Source organism: Collinsella aerofaciens, assembly GCF_902501475.1.
Taxonomy (GTDB): domain Bacteria; phylum Actinomycetota; class Coriobacteriia; order Coriobacteriales; family Coriobacteriaceae; genus Collinsella; species Collinsella aerofaciens_AL.
Map to the genome: position 1 here is coordinate 14,293 of NZ_CABWIF010000016.1, position 18,539 is coordinate 32,831.

17 protein-coding genes and 6 tRNA genes are annotated in these 18,539 nt (G+C 58.5%); 6 read left to right on the forward strand and 17 right to left on the reverse strand.

The window, feature by feature from the left end; all coding sequences use genetic code 11:
* The first annotated feature begins 40 nt into the window (after positions 1–40).
* The 4 genes from rnhA (at position 41) to GDJ93_RS04605 (ending at position 2,612) form a co-directional block, all read left to right on the forward strand.
* Positions 41–577 (forward strand): ribonuclease HI, encoded by a 537-nt coding sequence (gene rnhA, locus GDJ93_RS04590; protein WP_152067914.1) that lies wholly within the window; start codon positions 41–43, stop codon positions 575–577.
* Between the two features lie 73 nt (positions 578–650).
* Entirely contained in the window at positions 651–1,757 is a 1,107-nt protein-coding gene (locus GDJ93_RS04595; protein WP_152067915.1) for a Gfo/Idh/MocA family protein, read from the forward strand.
* 2 nt (positions 1,758–1,759) lie between these two features.
* On the forward strand, positions 1,760–2,170 hold the full coding sequence (locus GDJ93_RS04600; RefSeq protein WP_152067916.1) for an acylphosphatase: 411 nt from the start codon (positions 1,760–1,762) through the stop codon (positions 2,168–2,170).
* 61 nt (positions 2,171–2,231) lie between these two features.
* Positions 2,232–2,612: a Fur family transcriptional regulator gene (locus GDJ93_RS04605; protein WP_193221451.1), complete on the forward strand. Its 381-nt coding sequence runs from the start codon at positions 2,232–2,234 to the stop codon at positions 2,610–2,612.
* A 77-nt stretch (positions 2,613–2,689) separates the two neighbouring features.
* Here the strand turns inward: GDJ93_RS04605 and GDJ93_RS04610 are convergent, their stop codons facing one another.
* From GDJ93_RS04610 to GDJ93_RS04620, 3 genes are all read right to left on the reverse strand, one after another.
* The gene (locus tag GDJ93_RS04610) at positions 2,690–3,487 is read right to left on the reverse strand and encodes an HAD-IIB family hydrolase (RefSeq protein WP_152067917.1); all 798 of its coding nucleotides are present in this window, start codon (positions 3,485–3,487) and stop codon (positions 2,690–2,692) included.
* Between the two features lie 88 nt (positions 3,488–3,575).
* The gene (locus GDJ93_RS04615) at positions 3,576–4,154 is read right to left on the reverse strand and encodes an urease accessory protein UreE (protein ID WP_152067918.1); all 579 of its coding nucleotides are present in this window, start codon (positions 4,152–4,154) and stop codon (positions 3,576–3,578) included.
* Between the two features lie 3 nt (positions 4,155–4,157).
* Positions 4,158–4,586, reverse strand: a complete 429-nt coding sequence (locus GDJ93_RS04620; protein ID WP_055286916.1) for an FKBP-type peptidyl-prolyl cis-trans isomerase — start codon at positions 4,584–4,586, stop codon at positions 4,158–4,160.
* A gap of 120 nt (positions 4,587–4,706) precedes the next feature.
* Between GDJ93_RS04620 and GDJ93_RS04625 the strand changes: the two genes are divergently transcribed.
* Positions 4,707–5,720 (forward strand): dipeptidase, encoded by a 1,014-nt coding sequence (locus GDJ93_RS04625; RefSeq protein WP_152067919.1) that lies wholly within the window; start codon positions 4,707–4,709, stop codon positions 5,718–5,720.
* Between the two features lie 74 nt (positions 5,721–5,794).
* Positions 5,795–6,571, forward strand: a complete 777-nt coding sequence (locus GDJ93_RS04630; protein ID WP_193221452.1) for a M48 family metallopeptidase — start codon at positions 5,795–5,797, stop codon at positions 6,569–6,571.
* A 6-nt stretch (positions 6,572–6,577) separates the two neighbouring features.
* Here GDJ93_RS04630 and folB read toward each other — a convergent pair whose 3' ends face one another.
* The 14 genes from folB to GDJ93_RS04700 form a co-directional block, all read right to left on the reverse strand.
* Positions 6,578–7,063 (reverse strand): dihydroneopterin aldolase, encoded by a 486-nt coding sequence (gene folB, locus GDJ93_RS04635; protein ID WP_022094401.1) that lies wholly within the window; start codon positions 7,061–7,063, stop codon positions 6,578–6,580.
* 43 nt (positions 7,064–7,106) lie between these two features.
* Complete coding sequence (locus tag GDJ93_RS04640) at positions 7,107–7,688, reverse strand: HD domain-containing protein (protein WP_022094400.1); 582 nt, start codon at positions 7,686–7,688, stop codon at positions 7,107–7,109.
* A 2-nt stretch (positions 7,689–7,690) separates the two neighbouring features.
* Entirely contained in the window at positions 7,691–8,248 is a 558-nt protein-coding gene (folE, locus tag GDJ93_RS04645; RefSeq protein WP_152067921.1) for a GTP cyclohydrolase I FolE, read from the reverse strand.
* 66 nt (positions 8,249–8,314) lie between these two features.
* Positions 8,315–8,896 (reverse strand): anaerobic ribonucleoside-triphosphate reductase activating protein, encoded by a 582-nt coding sequence (gene nrdG, locus GDJ93_RS04650; RefSeq protein ID WP_152067922.1) that lies wholly within the window; start codon positions 8,894–8,896, stop codon positions 8,315–8,317.
* A gap of 427 nt (positions 8,897–9,323) precedes the next feature.
* A complete protein-coding gene (nrdD, locus tag GDJ93_RS04655; RefSeq protein WP_152067923.1) occupies positions 9,324–11,546 on the reverse strand; it encodes an anaerobic ribonucleoside-triphosphate reductase in 2,223 nt (740 codons plus the stop codon).
* A 668-nt stretch (positions 11,547–12,214) separates the two neighbouring features.
* A tRNA-Val gene (locus GDJ93_RS04660) sits at positions 12,215–12,289 on the reverse strand.
* 3 nt (positions 12,290–12,292) lie between these two features.
* A tRNA-Gly gene (locus GDJ93_RS04665) sits at positions 12,293–12,368 on the reverse strand.
* 132 nt (positions 12,369–12,500) lie between these two features.
* Positions 12,501–14,234: a glycoside hydrolase family 13 protein gene (locus tag GDJ93_RS04670; RefSeq protein ID WP_152067924.1), complete on the reverse strand. Its 1,734-nt coding sequence runs from the start codon at positions 14,232–14,234 to the stop codon at positions 12,501–12,503.
* A 178-nt stretch (positions 14,235–14,412) separates the two neighbouring features.
* Positions 14,413–14,488: transfer RNA gene (locus GDJ93_RS04675), tRNA-Gly, on the reverse strand.
* 42 nt (positions 14,489–14,530) lie between these two features.
* Positions 14,531–14,604 (reverse strand) — tRNA-Cys (locus GDJ93_RS04680).
* Between the two features lie 34 nt (positions 14,605–14,638).
* Positions 14,639–14,714, reverse strand: a tRNA-Gly gene (locus GDJ93_RS04685).
* 105 nt (positions 14,715–14,819) lie between these two features.
* The gene (locus GDJ93_RS04690) at positions 14,820–15,566 is read right to left on the reverse strand and encodes an anti-sigma factor antagonist (protein WP_152067925.1); all 747 of its coding nucleotides are present in this window, start codon (positions 15,564–15,566) and stop codon (positions 14,820–14,822) included.
* An 81-nt stretch (positions 15,567–15,647) separates the two neighbouring features.
* Positions 15,648–17,993 (reverse strand): GAF domain-containing SpoIIE family protein phosphatase, encoded by a 2,346-nt coding sequence (locus GDJ93_RS04695; protein WP_152067926.1) that lies wholly within the window; start codon positions 17,991–17,993, stop codon positions 15,648–15,650.
* 59 nt (positions 17,994–18,052) lie between these two features.
* Positions 18,053–18,142 (reverse strand) — tRNA-Leu (locus GDJ93_RS04700).
* Positions 18,143–18,539 lie beyond the last annotated feature (397 nt).

Sequence of the window (18,539 nt, forward strand, 5' to 3'; positions counted from 1 at the left end):
AGACGGGGTAGAAATCGTAGATTGCTAGTCCCCGGCGGGCATGGCGCTACAATGGTCACTCACACGAAACGTACCCAACGAAAGGAAGCCCGTGAAGGTCATCATCTATACCGACGGCTCGGCCCGATCAAATCCGGGACGCGGCGGCTACGGCGCCGTGCTCAAATACACCAACCCCGCCGGCAAGACCTTCACCTCCGAGCTTTCGCGCGGCTACGCCAAGACCACCAACAACCGCATGGAACTCATGGCGGTCATCGTGGCGCTCGAGGCGCTCAACCGCCCCTGCGAGGTCGAGGTCCATTCCGATTCGCAGTACGTCGTCAACGCTTTCAATAAACACTGGATCGACGGCTGGAAAAAACGCGGCTGGAAGACCGTCAACAAGCAGCCTGTCAAGAACCGCGACTTGTGGGAGCGCCTGCTTGCCGCAAGGAGCAAGCACAAAGTGGAGTTCATCTGGGTTAAGGGCCACGCCGGCCATGAGCTCAACGAGCGCTGCGACGAGCTTGCCACCACGGCGGCCGACGGCAGCAACCTCGATATCGACACCGGCTTTAACGAGAGCGACCTGTAATAGCGTTTTCGCGCAGCTTTATATCCCCACGCGCTACACTCATCCTGTAGACCAAACAACGCAAGGGGGACGTATGCTGCGCATCGCGACCATCGGCACATCCATGATCACCGACAACTTTATCCAAGTCGTCAACGCCAACGACCAAGCCGCGTTTGTGGGCACGCTTTCACGCGACGCCAATCGCGGTACTACCTTTACCGCCGAGCGCGGTGGTGAGCGAAACTTTACGTCGCTCGATGAGCTCGCGGCAGCCGCCGACGTCGACGCCGTCTATATCGGCAGCCCTAACGCACTTCACTACGAGCAGGCCCTTGCCTGCATCGCCGGCGGCAAGCACGTCATCGTCGAGAAACCCTTCTGCGCCACCGAAGCGCAGGCGCTGGAAGTCTTCCGCGCTGCCGAGGCAGCAGGTGTCGTGGCCCTCGAGGCCATGCGTCCCCTCCACGATCCCGCCTTCCACGCCATCGAGGACGCCCTGGGCGAGATCGCCCCCATCCGCCGCGCCTCATTGCGCTTTGGCAAGTATTCCTCGCGCTACAACGAGATTCTCGCGGGACGCGCCACCAATATCTTCGACTGCAATATGGCATCGGGTTCCCTCATGGACATTGGCGTCTACGCCGTCGAGCCCATGGTCGAGATTTTCGGCATGCCCTCCGGCCTTACGAGCATGACTACTCTGCTCGACCCCACCACGCGACAGCTCACGCACGGCCCCATCGACGGCTGCGGTTCCATCCTCGCCAGCTATGGCGGAGGCCGCATCTCCGTCGAGCTCGCGCACTCCAAAATTACGAATGACCTGCTGCCCTCGCAGATCGAAGGCGAGCGTGGCACTATCCAGATCGACCATCTGTCCACGCCCCGCAACGTCCGCATCGACTATCGCGGCGATGTCGTACGCGGCTCGGCGACCGAGGCACCGCGCGAACAGGGCGACAACGGCCGCGTGCTCGACCTGCCCAAATCGAGCAACACTATGGAATACGAACTCACAGACTTTATCACCGCCATCGGCGGCATCGATAACGTTAAGGAAGAGATTTGGGAGACCCCGGCAGGACGTCACGAGCTTGGCCACTACCGCGATGTCACGCTCGTCTCACTGCGCATCATGGATGCCGTGCGCCAGCAGGCCGGCATAACCTTCCCGGCCGACGCAGGCAAGCAGGCATAGCGATGGGCTTCTTCGATACGTTCTTCTCCAGCGTCACCGGCGGCAGTCGAGAGCCTCAAAAACCATCAAACCTCGAGCTCGAGCTGCGCCGCAGGCTTACCGTACTCGCAAGCGACGAGGCCACTCAAGACACTCCCCTGCGCTATTTCCTGCACTGGACGGGGCAAGTCCAAGGCGTTGGTTTTCGCTTTACCAACACCAACCTCGCGCAGGCACGCGCACTCACCGGCTGGGTGCGTAACATGGAAGACGGCTCAGTCGAGATGGAGATACAGGGAGCTCCGGCAAACATCCTATCTCATCTCGAGGCGCTTCATGTCTCCTACGAGCGCATGGGAACGCGTTTTCGCCTCGTAGACGCCCAGGCCCGAGCCCCACTTGCCAATGAAGACGGTTTCAGTCCTCATTATTAGTATTGTGTGCTAAATACGGTATCATTTACCTACGACCGTTAATAGAAAAGAGGCGAGGCGCATGGCGGTGCAAAGAAGGAATACCAGGCAGCGAAAGCTGGTTCTTGACGCCGTGCGCCAAAGCTATAACCATCCCACCGCCGACGAAATCTACAACGTCGTGCGCGCGCAGGATGACAAAATCAGCCGCGGTACGGTCTACCGCAACCTCAATCTCTTGGCCGACGCCGGCGAGATTCTCTCCATCAAGACGCCGGGCGGCAGCCGCTTCGATCGCACGATCGAGCCGCATGCGCATATCATCTGCACCTCGTGCAGCCGCGTCATCGACGTACCGCTCCCCTTCGATGCCCAGCTCGACACCAAGGCGTCCGAGCAAATTGGCTGGCACGTCACGTCGCACTACACCATCTTCGAGGGTCTCTGCCCCGACTGCCGGTAGATGTTCGGGACATGCCTTAAAATCCACCTTTCCGCGCTTTGCAGCAAAAAATAGATTTCTAGGCATGTCCCAAATATCTACTCAGCGAGCAGGCGATGCAATTCCTCTTCGACCGTGCGCACGCAACGGACGCGGTCGTTGATGTCGCGCATGGTGGGGTTGCAGTTCTCCATCAGATAGGGATGGCCCACGACGTTGAGCATGTCGCGATCGTTTTCGTTATCGCCAAACGCCATCATCTCATCGGGCGAAATACCCAAGGCACGACCGTAATCGGCAAGCGCGGAGCCCTTGCCCGAACCGAAACCGATAAAGTCCGTCCATTCGGTTCCCGACGTCATCACGTCAACACGGTCGCTAAAGAGGCGCTCGAAATACTCCAGGGCCGCCGGCTGATCCACCTCGGGCGTCTGGAAGGCAATCTTAATGACGCCCTCGTCGATGTCCTCGGGACGGTCGACCACCGCCACATCGCAGTGGACCTCATAGCGCAAATGTTCGACGAACGCATCGTTGCCGCTCATGGTGTAGAGGTGCCCCTCACACGAGAGTGTCACGTCGGCATGGGGATACGCAACCACAGCATTCGCGATATCCATAGCAAGGCTACGCTCCATGGAACGCTTGACAACGGCACGCCCCTCGCTCATCACCAGGGCTCCGTTTTCGCATACATAGGCGAGCTCATCGGCCACCGGGGCAAACAGGTGGCGCAAGCTCGCATATTGACGACCACTCGCCGGCATAAACACGATACCGCGACGATGCAGCTCATCGATAAGCTCAAAGGCCTCGGAACGCGGCTCGCGCTCCCCCGGATGCAGCAACGTGCCGTCCAAATCGCATGCAATCAGCTTGATTCCCTCAAGACCCATATGCTTCCCCCCCCCCAAAGCATCTCATCAACAGCAAGACGGACCTTGATTGGTCGCCCCTCAAAGCCCGTCTTGCGCATACGCGCGCTTAGCCGCGCGTCTTTTTTACGATGGTAAAGTCCGGAGCCATGCTCACGACGACCTCCGCCGCACTCGACGCAAAGCGCCGGTCCGTATCGAGTTCACGGGTAACCACCGAGAGCCGAACACCCTCGACACCCCGGAGCATGCGGCCCAAAACAGGCTGCACCGGCGTATACATGCGCACGGTATGCTCGTCCGAGTCGCCCCGGAAGAGCGGCGCATGCATGTTGCCGATCTCCCAACACGCATGCGCGAGCGCAATCGGGTCCATGCGGTCAACTTCGACCAAATAAACCTCGGCGCTGCGCAGGCGCACGACAACCGCCACGGGCACCACGCCCGAACGGTCGACGGCGAGCACGTCGCCGTCGACAAGACGACCGCCGTCGACAGTATCCCGCCGAACATCGACCGTGCGCCCCAGCTCCGTCACGCCCACAAACGCGTATACATCAGCCTGGTCCCAATCGAGCAGCAGCTCGTCAACTTCAAAGACGCCGCCCAGCTTCCGGCGAAGCAGGAGTTCATAGGACGGATCGTTGAGATTTCCCAAGCATGTCGTCGAAACCAAGCGTTCAGGCATACTCTAACCCTCGACCTCGACGAGCTCGATATCAAAGTTGAGGTCCTTACCGGCCAGCTCATGGTTGGCGTCGAGCGTCACGGCCTCGGGCGTTACGTCGATGACCACGGCGGGGACGGGCATGCCGCTCGGCGTGGACAGGAAGAGCTTCATGCCCTTCTCGATCTGCTCGATGTTGGGAACCTGTTCGGCCGGGAAGGTAATAACCATCTCGGGATTGTGCTCGCCGTAGGCATCGGCAGCAGGAATGTGCACGGTCTTCTTCTCGCCCACCTGCATGTCGACAACGGCGGCGTCGAAGCCCTTGATCATCTGACCGGCACCACAGGTGAACTCCAGCGGCTCGCCGCGATCGTAGGAGCTATCGAACTGCGTGCCGTCGTCGAGCGTGCCGCGATAATGGGTCTTGACCTTCTTGCCCTGGTTGGACATGGTAACCTCCGTGATAAGGGCGGCGCACAACGCGGGCCGCCGTGAACATATGGCGCTAACTATACCCTAGTCATACAATTCAAGGACAGTTTGCAAAGAAACGCTGCATCCGGAGGAACCATGGCATATCCCGTATTTGACCTACATTGCGACACCGCCGACCGCATCGGCTGGGCCACGCTCGATCTCGACCTGCGCTTTACCGCCGGCACCGACGGTTATTTCCCCGGCGACGAAACGCATCCGCAAGATTTCGACCTCATCGAGGGCAACGCCTGCGCCATCTCGCTCGTAAAGATCGGCAACACGCCATGGGCACAGTGCTTCGCCACGTTTGTCCCCGACGAGATTCCCACCGCCCACGCCGCGCGCTTCCAGGCGCAGATCATGGCGCATATGAGCGGCCAGGCAATGCTCAACCACGACCGCATGGTCAACGTGCGCAGCGCCGCAGACATTCGCCCCGCGCTCAAGGACGGCAAAGTCGCCTGCATCCACACCATCGAAAACGCCACGTTCTTTGCCGAGGACCCCGCGCTGATCGAGGTGCTCAAGAGCTTGGGCGTACTCATGTCATCGCTCAGCTGGAATGCGCAGGGACCGCTCGCGAGCGGACACGATACCCACGCCGGCCTCACCGCCGCCGGCATCGAGGCACTTACGCAGATGGAGCACGCCGGCATGGTGCTTGACGTCTCCCACCTCAACGATGAGTGCTTTGACGAGGTTGTCGCCCACGCCACACGTCCCTTCGTCGCCAGCCACTCCAACTCTCGTGCAGTTTGCGGCGTTAAGCGCAACCTCACCGACGACCAGTTCCGCACCATTCGCGACATGGGTGGCATCGTCGGCCTCAACTACTGCAGCGAGTTCCTTTCCAACGACGCAACCGACAAGACCGCCGCAGACGTCACCTTCGACCAGCTGGCGGCACATATCGAGCACTGGCTCGACCTGGGCGGCGAGGACGTCATCGCGCTCGGCGGCGACTGGGACGGCGCCACGGTGCCCGCTTTCCTCTCCGATGCCAGCAAGATGCCCGAGTTCCAGAACATGCTTTCCAAGCATTTTGGCAAGACCGTGATGCAGAAACTCTGCAGCGACAACGCGCTTGCCTTCTTTGAGCGTTATTAATTTCACATCCCTTGAGCGGGCCGGCATGCCGAACGGTCGACATGCCGGCCCGTCCCCAATCTGAAGGACCACTTTTGACGCAGCAATTTACGCTTTTCCTACCCCAACCGGATGGGACTCCCATCCCCGTCGTCGTTACCAAAAAGCGCGTCAAAAACTTCAACCTGCGCGTCACATCGAGCGGTGAGGTCCACGCCAGCGCACCGCTCGGCGCCAGCCGCGAGCGTATCGAAGCGTTTGTGAAGCGCAACAGCGCCTGGATTATCAGCCGGCTTGCCCAGCGCGAGCAACGTCAGGCGACGGCGCGAGAGCCGCTCAGCCCCTCGTCCATCATTGCACTTTGGGGCAAGCCCATCACGGTACAAGATGCGCTCGATCACAACTTTAAGTCACCCGCACCGCGGCCCAAACAAGCCACGTTCGCAAGCTTTATGGGTACCGACGAGCCAGACGAACGTCCGCAGGCCAAGTGGAACGCGCCCCTCGACGGCTTAACGCCCAGTGAGATCCAAGCCCATATTGACCAGCTCTATACGTCCGAAGTCACATCGGCGCTGCGGGATATGGTGCACGCATACGAAATCGCAATGGGTGTCGCCGTTTCCCACGTTTCCGTGCGCAGCATGAAAACGCGCTGGGGATCATGCACGCCCAAAACCGGTGCCATTCGCATCGCACGAGAACTTGCCGCCTACCCCGTCGAGTGCCTTGACATGGTTGTCGCCCACGAGCTCGTCCACTTGCTCGAGCCAAGCCACAATCAGCGGTTTCACGCCCTGCTCGACACGTACTGCCCCAACAATAGAGCACTGTCCCAGCGGCTCAAGCAGCCACCCATAGAGACATATTAGAACCGGTTAGCGCACGCGCTCGATCTCGACACCGCAGCTTGCCAGGGGAAGACCGACGGGCGCCCAAGGCTTATCGAGCTTAACGCGCACGCCAAGCAGCAAGGGGTAACGACGCAGCAGCATCTGGGCCACACCCTCAGCTGCAGCCTCGATGAGCTTAAACGTATGCTCGCGCAGATAGCCATCGACATCGTGGCACACCGAGCCATAGTCAATCGAGGCGTCCAGGTTATCGTGCTCCCCCGCTGCACGCAGGTCGGCATAGAGTACCAAGGACACGATGAACTTCTGGCCCAGCGCGTTCTCTTCGGGATACACGCCATGGTTAGCAAAAACCTCAAGACCTTCAACGGTGATGCGGTCGGCATGGCGAAGGTCGTCATAGCTCACGTGGGGCACCGCCGTTGCGGTGGATATTTCGCCCCTTCCACGGCGGGCGAGCTCGGCGCCTTCAGTCTTGGTTGCATTCTCGGGCAGTTTCTTGTTGCTCATCGCGATCGTCTCCTTCGTTTAGAACCCCGACCGCGCAAACTAACTACACGCGAATCGACAGGTTCTTTTTATCATCGCTCCAGTTGCAAGCATTGCGCGCGGGGCATGCAAAGCAGGCGCGCGACGCTTTGTCGGCTGCATAGAGCAGACGCTCAAGCGGTTGGCTGTTCACGCGCAGCTTTCGATGGCCCAGAATGGCCGTCTTAATGGCTGCGGCATCGGCCGGCTCAAACGCCACGTCATCGGGCATGCCGCCGAGAATCGCATCAGCGACGCGTTCGCTTGCAACATCATGGGATATACCCGATTCATACTGTTCATCTTTGCCGATATCGTGAAGAAGTGCCGTGGCGTAGATGACCTCGCGGTCAAATTCGAGCTGCTCCTCGAGATTCTTGATCCACATAATGCGAGAGACATCGAGCAGATGGTCAATACCGTGGCGGCAGAAGATGCGCCCCGATTCCAACTGCGCAATGTTGCCCAGATGCCGCCGGAACAGCCCGTTGGCACAAATGTAATCAATGCGAGGCATGGCACCAAAGGGGGCCAAGCCCGAAGCCATAAAGCCGCGACGCGACGTCCCCTCATCGGTCTTCGATGCAAAGTCGTTGACGACTCTCATAGTTAGCGTCCCAGCATCCTAAAGAAACGCTCCTCGAGCGCGGGATCAGTCTCAAAGACGCCGCGGCGAGCGAGCGTCACGGTCTTGGTGCCGGGCTTTTGCACGCCGCGCATCGTCATGCACATGTGCTCGGCTTCCATCAGCACAATCGCCCCTTGGGGAGCAAGATATTCCATGAGAGCGTCGGCAACCTGCGCACACAGCTGCTCCTGCAGCTGTAGACGGCGGGCATAAACCTCAACCGTGCGGGCGAGCTTGGAAAGCCCTGCGACACGGCCGTTGGGGATATAGCCAATGGCAGCCTTGCCGTAAAACGGCAGCAGATGATGCTCGCACAGCGAGTAAAACGTGATGTCGCGCTCGATAACCAAATCGTTCGAAGCGACGGCAAAGGTTTTGGACAGGTGCTCCTCGGCACTCTGGTCCATACCACCGGCGATCTCACCATACATACGGGCAACGCGCGCCGGGGTCTCCAGCAGGCCCTCACGAGTTGGGTCCTCGCCTATGCCCTCAAGCAACAGCTTAATGGCGGCCTCGACTTTTTCCTGATCGACCATCTGGGCCTCACTTTTCCGATTTTGCGTTCGCGCTATGGTACCACGCCCTTTGGCATCGGCCACAAGCTACATAGTATGGGTCGAATAGACCGGATCGTCCCGCCAAAGCTCCACAGCGTCGCAAAGCGCAACGCCCTCGCGCACAGCACGGGCGCGCGTGGCGTTCATATCAATCACGCGCTGATTGCTCGAGCCCCTAAAACGCAATGAGATATCGTACAGATCCTGAACAAACGGGCCATCCACCAACATATCGAGGCAGGCAAGGATACGGTCCGTCGCCTCGGTATGGTGACGGCCACCCGGCATAAGCTCCTCGAGCACGTCGCCGGTAAAGCACCAAATGGTCTTGCCCGACCCCGCGGGATAGGCCGCACGCACGCGTTCGATAAAGTCAACAAGCCCCGCCTGATTCTCGGGCTCCATAGGCTCGCCGCCCAGAATCGTCAGGCCATCGATAAAGGGATGGTCGAGGCTCTCGATAATCTTGTCCTCGACGGCACAATCGAACGGCTCACCCGCAGCAAAGTCCCACGCGACAGAGTTAAAGCAGTTCTTGCACCCACGACGGCACCCGCTCACAAACAGAGAAGTACGAACGCCTTCCCCATCAGCAATGTCGAAATACTTAATGTTCGCGTAATTCATAGGTAACTCTCCCGGGAGGCCGGGACATATCATCCCGTCCTCAAACATTCTCGGCCTTCGGCCTGCGAAACTGCGGGCGGGACGATATGTCCCGGCCTCATGCAAAGGGTAACTCAATGAACGAAGCGAACATCGAGTATAGGGTTCGAGGTCCAATAAAAACCTTGTTGCAACTCAACCGCCATCGCAAGCAAAGCGTTGTTGCAAGTCAACTCATTTCCGCTTAGAACTTCGAGGAGTGAGCAGACCGCATGCCGTATCTCAGCTACGTCAACTTGGCTGAGCCGAGAGGGCCGCTTGGGCTTTTGCTCGATATGAGTTCCGCACGCAAAGAAGGCCACTTAATGTGGCCTTCGTCTTGCGCAGGACTGTCCGAAATAGCGAGCAAATGCCCAAGCGGCCCTCCCGGCTCAGCCCCGGAGCGGTATTAGAGATGCAGCACGCGGTCGCGGATCTCCTCGGTTCGGCCCTGGTTCCAGAATTGAGTACCGATGTAGCCGCACGTACGACGGGCGACATTCATCTTCTCCTGATCGCGGTTGCCGCAGTTGGGGCACTCCCACACCAGCTTGCCGTCATCCTCGACAATCTTGATCTCACCGTCGTAGCCGCACACCTGGCAGTAGTCGCTCTTGGTGTTGAGCTCGGCGTACATGATGTTGTCGTAGATGTACTGCATCACGCGAATGACAGCCTTGAGGTTGTCCTGCATGTTGGGAACCTCGACGTAGGAGATGGCACCGCCCGGCGAAAGCTGCTGGAACATACCCTCGAACTTAAGCTTGTCGAATGCGTCGATCTCCTCGGACACGTGGACGTGGTAGCTGTTGGTGATGTAGCCCTTGTCCGTCACGCCCGGGATGATGCCAAAACGACGCTGCAGGCACTTGGCGAACTTGTAGGTCGTCGACTCAAGCGGGGTACCGTACAGCGAGAAGTCAATATCGCTTTCGGCCTTCCACTCGGCGCACTTGTCGTTCATGCGCTGCATGACGGCCATGGCAAAGGGCGTGCCCTCCTTCTCGGTGTGGCTGTGGCCCGTCATGTACTTAACGCACTCATACAGGCCGGCATAACCCAGACTAATGGTGGAGTAACCGCCCACGAGCAGCTTGTCGATCGTCTCGCCCTTCTTCAGGCGGGCGAGGGCACCGTACTGCCACAGAATCGGTGCGGCGTCAGAAAGCGTACCCATCAGGCGCTCATGACGGCACAGCAGGGCACGGTGGCACAGCTCAAGGCGCTCATCGAAGATCTTCCAGAACTTGTCCATATCCTGATGCGAGCTCAGTGCGACATCGGGCAGGTTGATGGTCACAACACCCTGGTTAAAGCGACCATAGTACTTAGGCTTGGTCGGGTCATAGTTCAGCGCGTTGGCGACATTGTTGAAGCCGTTGCCCGAACGGTCGGGCGTCAGGAAGCTGCGGCAACCCATGCAGGTGTAGCAATCGCCGTTGCCGGCGGTCTCGCCCTTCGACAGCTTGAGCTCGCGCATCTTTTTCTCGGAGATGTAGTCGGGTACCATGCGCTTGGCGGTGCACTTAGCAGCCAGCTGGGTCAGGTAGAAGTACGGGGAATCCTCGTGAACGTTATCGTCCTCGAGTACATAGATAAGCTTGGGGAATGCCGGGGTAATCCAAACGCCGGCCTCGTTCTTAACGCCCTCGTAGCGCTGGCGAAGCGTCTCCTCAACAATCATGGCAAGGTCGTGCTTCTCCTGAGGCGTACGGGCCTCGTTAAGATACATAAAGACCGTCACGAACGGCGCCTGGCCATTGGTGGTCATAAGGGTCACGACCTGATACTGAATCGTCTGGACGCCGCGACGGATCTCGTCACGCAGGCGATCCTCAACAACCTCGCGGACCTTTTCGGGAGATGCGGAAACGCCGAGCTCCTCGAGCTCGCGGGCGACCTCGCCGCGAATCTTTTGACGGCTCACCTCGACGAACGGGGCGAGATGGGTCAGCGAAATCGACTGGCCACCGTACTGGGAGGAAGCAACCTGGGCGATGATCTGCGTCGCGATGTTGCAAGCGGTCGAAAAGCTGTGCGGCTTCTCAATCAGCGTACCCGAGATAACAGTACCGTTCTGGAGCATATCCTCCAGGTTCACCAGGTCGCAGTTATGCATGTGCTGGGCAAAGTAGTCCGAATCATGGAAGTGAATCAGGCCCTCATTGTGAGCATCCACAATCTCCTGGGGCAGCAGCACACGCTGAGTCAGGTCCTTGGAGATCTCGCCGGCCATGTAGTCACGCTGAACGGAATTGACGGTCGGGTTCTTGTTGGAGTTCTCCTGCTTGACCTCTTCGTTGTTGCACTCAATCAGCGACAGGATCTTGTCGTCGGTCGTGTTCTTCTGGCGCTTCAGGCTCTGAACATAGCGATAGATGATGTAGTGGCGGGCAACCTCGTAGCAGTCGAGACGCATGATCTCGTCCTCGACCAAATCCTGGATCTCCTCGACCGAAACGGTGTGGCCCGCGTTCTCGCATGCCTCGGCGACGTTTTGCGCCGCATAAACCACCTGGCGGTCGGTTAGACGAGAGCTCTCCTCGACCTCCAAGTTGGCGGCGCGGATGGCATTGACGATCTTATCGATGTCAAAGACAACCTCGGTGCCGCTGCGCTTGATGATCTTCATCCTCTTGCCTCTTTCGCGTCGTAGCCTCATTGCGCTTCAGAGCCAAACGATGCCCGGCAGGGCTTGCCCCTGTCTTGCGGCGCCGTCGCGCAATCTGTGTTCTCGATAAACCATAAGCCTCCATGCGGACATTCCCTGGAGCCGATCAAGCGGCTCAAGGACACGTTCAAAAGAGGCAGTTAAGGTCTTCGTTCTCTGTCCGCCATCTATCATACGACAAAGAGGCATCTATATCCTGTATTCTTTTTTTAGGTCAAACACAACATATAGTGTTTCGGCAGGTCAAAGCAATTAGTCATTTTGCAGACGCATTAAAAATGAGGGGTTCTTGGCAAGTCGGTAAAACGTTACCAACACGGCTACCTGCACGGCAGTTATAAAACCCCCTTAGTCAAGCCGCTGACAAATCCTACCAAAACCAAGCCGCTCACGCCAAAAGAATCCAAAAGATTATGCTTGACCAACATGTTGCGGTCGTGTCCTGCCGAGCCCCATGCAACGCGGCATGAATCCTTGAAAGATATGTGTATGCAAACGGAAAAGACGAGAGTTTCCTCGGATGACGACTGAGAAGCATCCCGGAAGACCAAAAAACTCGTAATTTGGCGACCCATTTGGCGACCAAAACAAAACAGCCCAGAGGACATAGCCTCTGAGCTGCGAACATTTGGTGGGCGTTAGAAGATTTGAACTTCTGACCTCTTCCGTGTCAGGGAAGCGCTCTCCCCCTGAGCTAAACGCCCAAATGGAGCGGACAACGGGGCTCGAACCCGCGACCCCAACCTTGGCAAGGTTGTGCTCTACCAACTGAGCCATGTCCGCCTGCGAGGATTTAATATACGGGATGATCCACCCAAATGCAAGAACTTTTTTTAAAAAGTTTTGCGACGCTCTCGCGAGGGCATCAGTCGTCACGAAAGGCGCGGACAAACGCAGGCTCGCAGCGAGATGTCCCTACATCTCACCGAGCATGATCCAGGCAGAGCTGTCCTGTGCGAGCCTGCCGTCTGCAAGCGGTGATGAGGTGAGCAGGACCCTGCCCGCCGGCAGCTCCACGGGTGCTGCACCGAAGTTCGTCACACACGCCCAGCCGTTATCGCGGCGATAGGCGATGACGCCGCCCTCAGCGCCCTCGGCACCATCCGCAAGACCGGTGCGCCCGTCAAGATCGAGCCACGCAAGATCGTTGGCGCACCCGCGCAGCTTGCGCCGCAGCCAGAGGGCGTCACGATAGAGCGCAAGCATCGATGTCGGGTCCACTTCTTCCCTATCGGCAGCATAATCGGAAAACCATGCAGGCTGCGGCAGATGGGGCGCTGCATCGGCGTCTGCCGGCGAAAACCCAAACGATCCGCCATGCGCGGGATCGTCCGCCGCCACCCACGGCAGGGGCACACGACAGCCGTCGCGCCCCTTCTCACGCTTCGGTCCGTGCGTATTGGTCGCAGTAGGGTCTTCGAGTGCAGCCCACGGGATATCAGCCACCTCAAAAAGGCCGAGCTCCTCACCCTGATACACGTATGCCGAGCCCGGAAGCGCCAGTTCAAGCAAAAGGGCCGCCCGCGCGCGGCGCTCGCCGAGTTCACGGTCCTCGTCATAAGACGACCCGTCACGTAAGAGCCAGTCGAGCGCAATCTGATGGTAGCGCGTCGCCTTGATTTGCGGCAGGGCATAACGTGTCGCCACGCGCGGCACGTCGTGGTTGGAGAGTACCCAGGTCGAGGCGGAATCGGATTCGACGGCTGCCTTCAAGCCCTTCTCGATTGCAGTGCGCATGTCATCATAGGTCCAAGTGGCCTTGGCAAACTCAAAGTTGAATGTCTGGCCAAGCTCACTGGGACGCGCGTAGAGATACTGGCGCTCGGGCAACACCCACGCCTCGGCAACGGCACTGCGCGGCGGATTATAGCGGTCGAACACGCGGCGCCACTCGCGATAGATCTCGTGGACCTCATTGCGGTCCCACAGCGGATGGGTGCCGTCGTCAACCATGTCATCGCCCTCGGCGAGATGCCACCGGTCGAGGTCATCGCGGTCGAGATCCTTGGCGAGACCCTGCGCCACATCAATGCGAAAACCGTCGACGCCTCGATCGCTCCAAAACGCCAGGACGTCGCAAAAGAGCGCGTGAACCTCAGGGCATGACCAGTCAAAGTCCGGCTGCTCGGGCGTAAACATGTGCAGATACCACTGACCGTCCGCAACACGCGTCCATGCGGGGCCGCCAAAGTTGGCATTCCAATTGGTGGGAGGCAGCTCGCCATGCTCGCCGCGACCATCGCGGAAGATATAACGGGCGCGCTCGGGCGATCCGGGGCCGGCGGCAAGAGCGGCTTTGAACCAGGGGTGCTGGCTGGATGAATGGTTGGGCACGATGTCGACGATGACCTTGATGCCGCGCGCGTGAGCCGCAGCGATCATGTCATCGAAGTCGTCAAGCGAGCCGAGACGTGGATCGACATCGCAGTAGTCCGCCACATCATAGCCACCATCGACAAGAGGCGATGGGTAAAACGGGCTCAGCCAGATGGCCTCGATACCCAGCCGCTCAAGATAGTCCATCTGCTGGGTAATGCCCGCGATATCGCCCAGACCCGAACCAGTCGAATCCTTAAACGAGCGCGGGTAGATCTGATAGATCGCGGCATCGGACATCCATGAACGCGAAGAAGACTTTTCTGTAGCCATGGGGCGTGCCTCCCTTGCAACGAGGTTTTGTGAGATGCCCACGATGATACGCCCAAAGCTGACATTCGCAGCAAACAACGCCACAGCCACGACCCAAAACGCTCGCTCCCTCTCGGGTTCGAGCCCATGCGATGGATACAAAAAAGCCCGGCTACCGTGGTAGCCGGGCTGTTGCGTTTGGAGCGGACAACGGGGCTCGAACCCGCGACCCCAACCTTGGCAAGGTTGTGCTCTACCAACTGAGCCATGTCCGCATATGTAAAACAAAACGGGCGCCGGAGCGCCCGGATGTTGCCTGGAGGCGAAGCCCGGATTCGAACCGGGGGTAAAGGCTTTGCAGGCCTCTGCCTTACCACTTGGCCACTTCGCCGAAAAAGGACCGCCTAAACGGTCCGAAAATGCAATGGAGCGGACAACGGGGCTCGAACCCGCGACCCCAACCTTGGCAAGGTTGTGCTCTACCAACTGAGCCATGTCCGCTTGCGGGTTATTAATTTACGCGAGTTGTCCAAAAGACGCAAGTACTTTTTTCAAAAAACTTGTCTGCCGCATGTTCTTAGTAGCTAAACGCGCTAAAGCGATTGGCTAGGCACACGATTCCAGCGCTCCGCTAAACAGCTTCACCATCTGCACGCGCGTGCCGGCGCCGTCCGTACGACGAGCAACCTCCACGTTATCGACGAGCATACGCATAAGCTTGATACCACGGCCGCGCTCCTCAGATGCGACCGGTTCGCTCGTTTCATCGATAGAATAGCCGGCACCTCGATCAAGCACCTCAACCACAACGCGATCGCCATAGGCCTGAACCGTCAGGACGCACCCAATACCGCCTGCATGGTCATAGGCATTACCCAGCGCCTCCCCCGACGCCAATGCGACATCGTAGCGCTCGTCACGCCTCAGGGGAAGCGATTCGAGGAGCTCGGCCACACGGTGCCGATAATACGGGAGATTCTCGATGCCTCGCTGCACTTCGACGCTCTTGCTCCATCGCGGCAACTCCCCCACCGGAATGGCGGGAATCGACTCCCGCGCCGGGCCCGCGACATGAAGGATGTCGACAAGCCGGGCAATTTCCAAAAAGCGAACGACCTCATCGGAGGCGTTAACGAGCGAAAGCAGCCCCTCATGCCTCATAAGCTCTCTAGCACGTGTAAGCAAAAACGCCAAACCCGTCGAGTCGATAAAGCCCACGGTCTGGCAATTGATGACAACACGACGCACGCCCCGGTCGATCAAATTATCCAACCGTCGGCGCAGTGCGGGCACCGAGGCGATGTCGATATCGCCCGGTGGCGTCAAAACCGCTATGCCATTCCACTCATTCATACGACCATGGTTCCCCAAAAGAGCTCGCTCGATGCACACGTTTCTTCAACCGTAGGGATTTTGCCCGTCAGGCGTCGTGACCTACGATCGACCCCGTAAAAACTCAAGGGAGACCAGCGCGATGTCATCGTTCAGCGCCGACTCGGTAAAGCGGTCAAGCTCGCCCAAAACCTTGCCGCAGATTCCCGATACGCCCTCACCCGAGACAGAGAGCAGAAGGTCGCGAAGGCGTTGTTCGCCAAAGAAAGCACCCGAGCGATCACGTGCTTCGATTGTTCCGTCGGTATACATAAATAGCATGTCACCAGGAGCGAATGTAAACACGCCCGTCTCGTAGACCATGCTCTCAAAGGCACCGATCACGCCCGATTGGCACCCAAGCAGCTCGACCTCTCCCCCACGAGCCTCGCCGCCACCCAGCGGCATCGACTCTGGCCTAATGACCATGGTCGGAGGATGGCCCGCCGAACAATACGTTGCGCGTCCGGCTTTAAGGTCAATCTTGGCGATAAAGGCCGTCACGAACGTCTCGACCCTCGAGAAGCCCATGAGCATGCTGTTAAGGGAGCGTGCCATGCGGGCCGGTCCAGCGCCCTCCCAGGCATATGCCGTCAGGGCCGTCTTGACGAGCGCGGACATCGATGCAGCCTCAATGCCTTTGCCAGACACATCGCCCAGAATCATGACGGCGCAGTCGTCGGGAAGACGGATGAGCGTATAGAAATCGCCGCCGACTAACGCTGAGTTCGTGGCCGACAGGTACACCGAATCGGTTGCGATACCCGGAACATCCCCCAGGGAATTTCTCATGCCGATCTGAAGGGTCTGAGCGATATGGCGCTCCTCGCGTTTTTGAGATTCGCCTTCGTAGATCAGTTCAAAGTCATGCGCCAAGTGCACCAAGTAGTCATATTCAAGATCATCAATCGGCTCTTGGCTACCATCACGAAGCAGCAGCGCGCGCGTCGTCGGGCTCTTCGCAACAGAAGCAGGAACAATCGCGTCGTTACTGTGCTTGCCATCACCCTCAGAGCGCGGGCGCCCCGCCTCGATGCCGGAGTCGACGTAGAGACCCTGACAAGGCAGACCATGCGCCCTAAGCCAGCCTCCCATAGGCATCGATTCGTCAACGCGAGTTATACGGACGTGTTTAAGGTCCTCGGCACTCGCACCTCCCAAAACAGATGCCTCAAAGCCATCAGGGCCAGCCCCCAGACGTGCCGCTGGCGCCGTCGTGGAAAAGAAAAGCTTCTCGGGATCGTCCGGCAAGGCAACGCGACTGCCGCCTTCAAAATCTATGACGTAGGAATCCAGACTGGCGTCATACTCAACAGGGCAAAAATGGCAGTTAAGCATATTGCAGATCTCGGACGATACCGCCTGGGTAGCCGCGGCGGAATCGTCTAGAAAGGTAAACAACTCATCACGCAAGACATTGAGCGAGCGGCCAAGCTCGGCCGTGCGACGGGAGCGAAGGCTCGATGCCATGCCGACCAGCTGGATAGATAGGTAATCACAAATGACCTCAAGCACATTAACGTCATAGGCGAGCGGTGCCTGAGGGCGTTTCCAACCAACTTCCAGCACGCCAAGGATCTGCGTACCGTAAAAAACGGGAAGACAGATCTCGCTGCGGTACGGAGGCATATCCTGCATGCGCAACAGGTGCTTAGAACGATTGTCCAAGTCCATGAACATACCGGAGGCGGCCTTATCACCCTCAAGGTCCTGTTGAATCGATAAGCGACAGGCACGCGACTCACGAAGAACATACGTCGGAATGCCAGCGCCATACGGCAAAAACTCAGGCAGGTAGCTGTCGTACAGCTCCTTGGAAACACCGCGAAGTTTAAAACCGCCGCTCTCAGAAAAATAGATAGCGGCACCCGAAGCATCGAGCGTTCCTACAAGCTGGTTCAAAACGGTATCAAGTAGGCTGGGCAGCTCATCGGAGCCCACGGTACTCATAATGACCGAGAGCGTGCCAGAGAGGCGCTTGTTCGCCACTCTAAGCTCCGAAAGCGCACGCTTGAGCTGACGGTCGTGCGAATACTGTTCTTCGATGCTATGGAGCGCCACCAGAACACGTGGCGCGCGGCGCCCAAAGATGCGTGGAGGCGTTACGGAGCCCGCACGAACCAAGACGGGGATAAAGGAGCCGTCACTCAGCTTGAGCATCAGTTCGTTCTCGGAGCCATCAGTTTCAAATGGCAGACGATGTTCCGTCGCACGTTCAAAAGCGGACGAGTACAGGACGTCTTTAACATCTCCACCGACGACATCGGCACGTTCTTCGCACATCAAACCAAGTAAGCGATTATTCACATGCAGAATGGTTCCGTCGAGCTCGCAGATGATGACAGCATCGCTCGTGATCTCGACTAGTTGGGCAACGTCTGCCCACTCGTTGCGTTCAAGCGTTTCCATCGTGGACCCCACCGTCTATCGGTAACAAAAAAGCCTCCGAAGAGGCTTCTCAAATGCGATGGTGTCGGAGGCGGGACTTGAACCCGCATGACCAAAAAGCGGTCACTAGCACCTCAAGCTAGCGCGTCTGCCAATTCCGCCACTCCGACATGCTATGTTGTTGATTCACGGTTCGTTTTGTTGGACCCGCGCGTTCAACGAGGAAGATAATAACCTATGATTCGAGAACTGTGCAAGCACTTTTTCAAAAAAATTTACGAATTTGTAAATGCGCAGGTAGACGCTTATGTCCGGTCCCCCTGCCGAGTTGCCGCAGGGCCCGCCCTGAAGTTATTTTTCAGAACACTCCGCAGGACGCAAAACCCCCGCCGCACGAAGTGTGAACTGCCTCCCATTTCTTGGACATGAGAAATGGGAGGCTTTTTATGCGTGTCGACTTGAGGGTGAAGCACGACATCGTGGCCAGGAAGGCGGCGATCGGGCTCTTCGAGCGAGGCCACGGCTCCGAGTCGGCGGCGAAGGCGCTGTCGGTCCCGCGCGACACCG

Excerpts from the sequence above, each read along its gene's own strand:
- GDJ93_RS04640 (WP_022094400.1), bottom strand. The coding sequence starts at position 7,688 with ATGAGAGTCGTCAACGACTTTGCATCGAAGACCGATGAGGGGACGTCG.
- nrdD (WP_152067923.1), bottom strand. The coding sequence starts at position 11,546 with ATGAAGATCATCAAGCGCAGCGGCACCGAGGTTGTCTTTGACATCGAT.
- GDJ93_RS04610 (WP_152067917.1), bottom strand. The coding sequence starts at position 3,487 with ATGGGTCTTGAGGGAATCAAGCTGATTGCATGCGATTTGGACGGCACG.
- GDJ93_RS04695 (WP_152067926.1), bottom strand. The coding sequence starts at position 17,993 with ATGGAAACGCTTGAACGCAACGAGTGGGCAGACGTTGCCCAACTAGTC.
- GDJ93_RS04670 (WP_152067924.1), bottom strand. The coding sequence starts at position 14,234 with ATGGCTACAGAAAAGTCTTCTTCGCGTTCATGGATGTCCGATGCCGCG.
- folB (WP_022094401.1), bottom strand. The coding sequence starts at position 7,063 with ATGAGCAACAAGAAACTGCCCGAGAATGCAACCAAGACTGAAGGCGCC.
- folE (WP_152067921.1), bottom strand. The coding sequence starts at position 8,248 with ATGGTCGATCAGGAAAAAGTCGAGGCCGCCATTAAGCTGTTGCTTGAG.
- GDJ93_RS04600 (WP_152067916.1), top strand. The coding sequence starts at position 1,760 with ATGGGCTTCTTCGATACGTTCTTCTCCAGCGTCACCGGCGGCAGTCGA.
- nrdG (WP_152067922.1), bottom strand. The coding sequence starts at position 8,896 with ATGAATTACGCGAACATTAAGTATTTCGACATTGCTGATGGGGAAGGC.
- GDJ93_RS04620 (WP_055286916.1), bottom strand. The coding sequence starts at position 4,586 with ATGTCCAACCAGGGCAAGAAGGTCAAGACCCATTATCGCGGCACGCTC.
- GDJ93_RS04690 (WP_152067925.1), bottom strand. The coding sequence starts at position 15,566 with ATGAATGAGTGGAATGGCATAGCGGTTTTGACGCCACCGGGCGATATC.
- GDJ93_RS04595 (WP_152067915.1), top strand. The coding sequence starts at position 651 with ATGCTGCGCATCGCGACCATCGGCACATCCATGATCACCGACAACTTT.
- rnhA (WP_152067914.1), top strand. The coding sequence starts at position 41 with ATGGCGCTACAATGGTCACTCACACGAAACGTACCCAACGAAAGGAAG.
- GDJ93_RS04615 (WP_152067918.1), bottom strand. The coding sequence starts at position 4,154 with ATGCCTGAACGCTTGGTTTCGACGACATGCTTGGGAAATCTCAACGAT.
- GDJ93_RS04625 (WP_152067919.1), top strand. The coding sequence starts at position 4,707 with ATGGCATATCCCGTATTTGACCTACATTGCGACACCGCCGACCGCATC.
- GDJ93_RS04605 (WP_193221451.1), top strand. The coding sequence starts at position 2,232 with ATGGCGGTGCAAAGAAGGAATACCAGGCAGCGAAAGCTGGTTCTTGAC.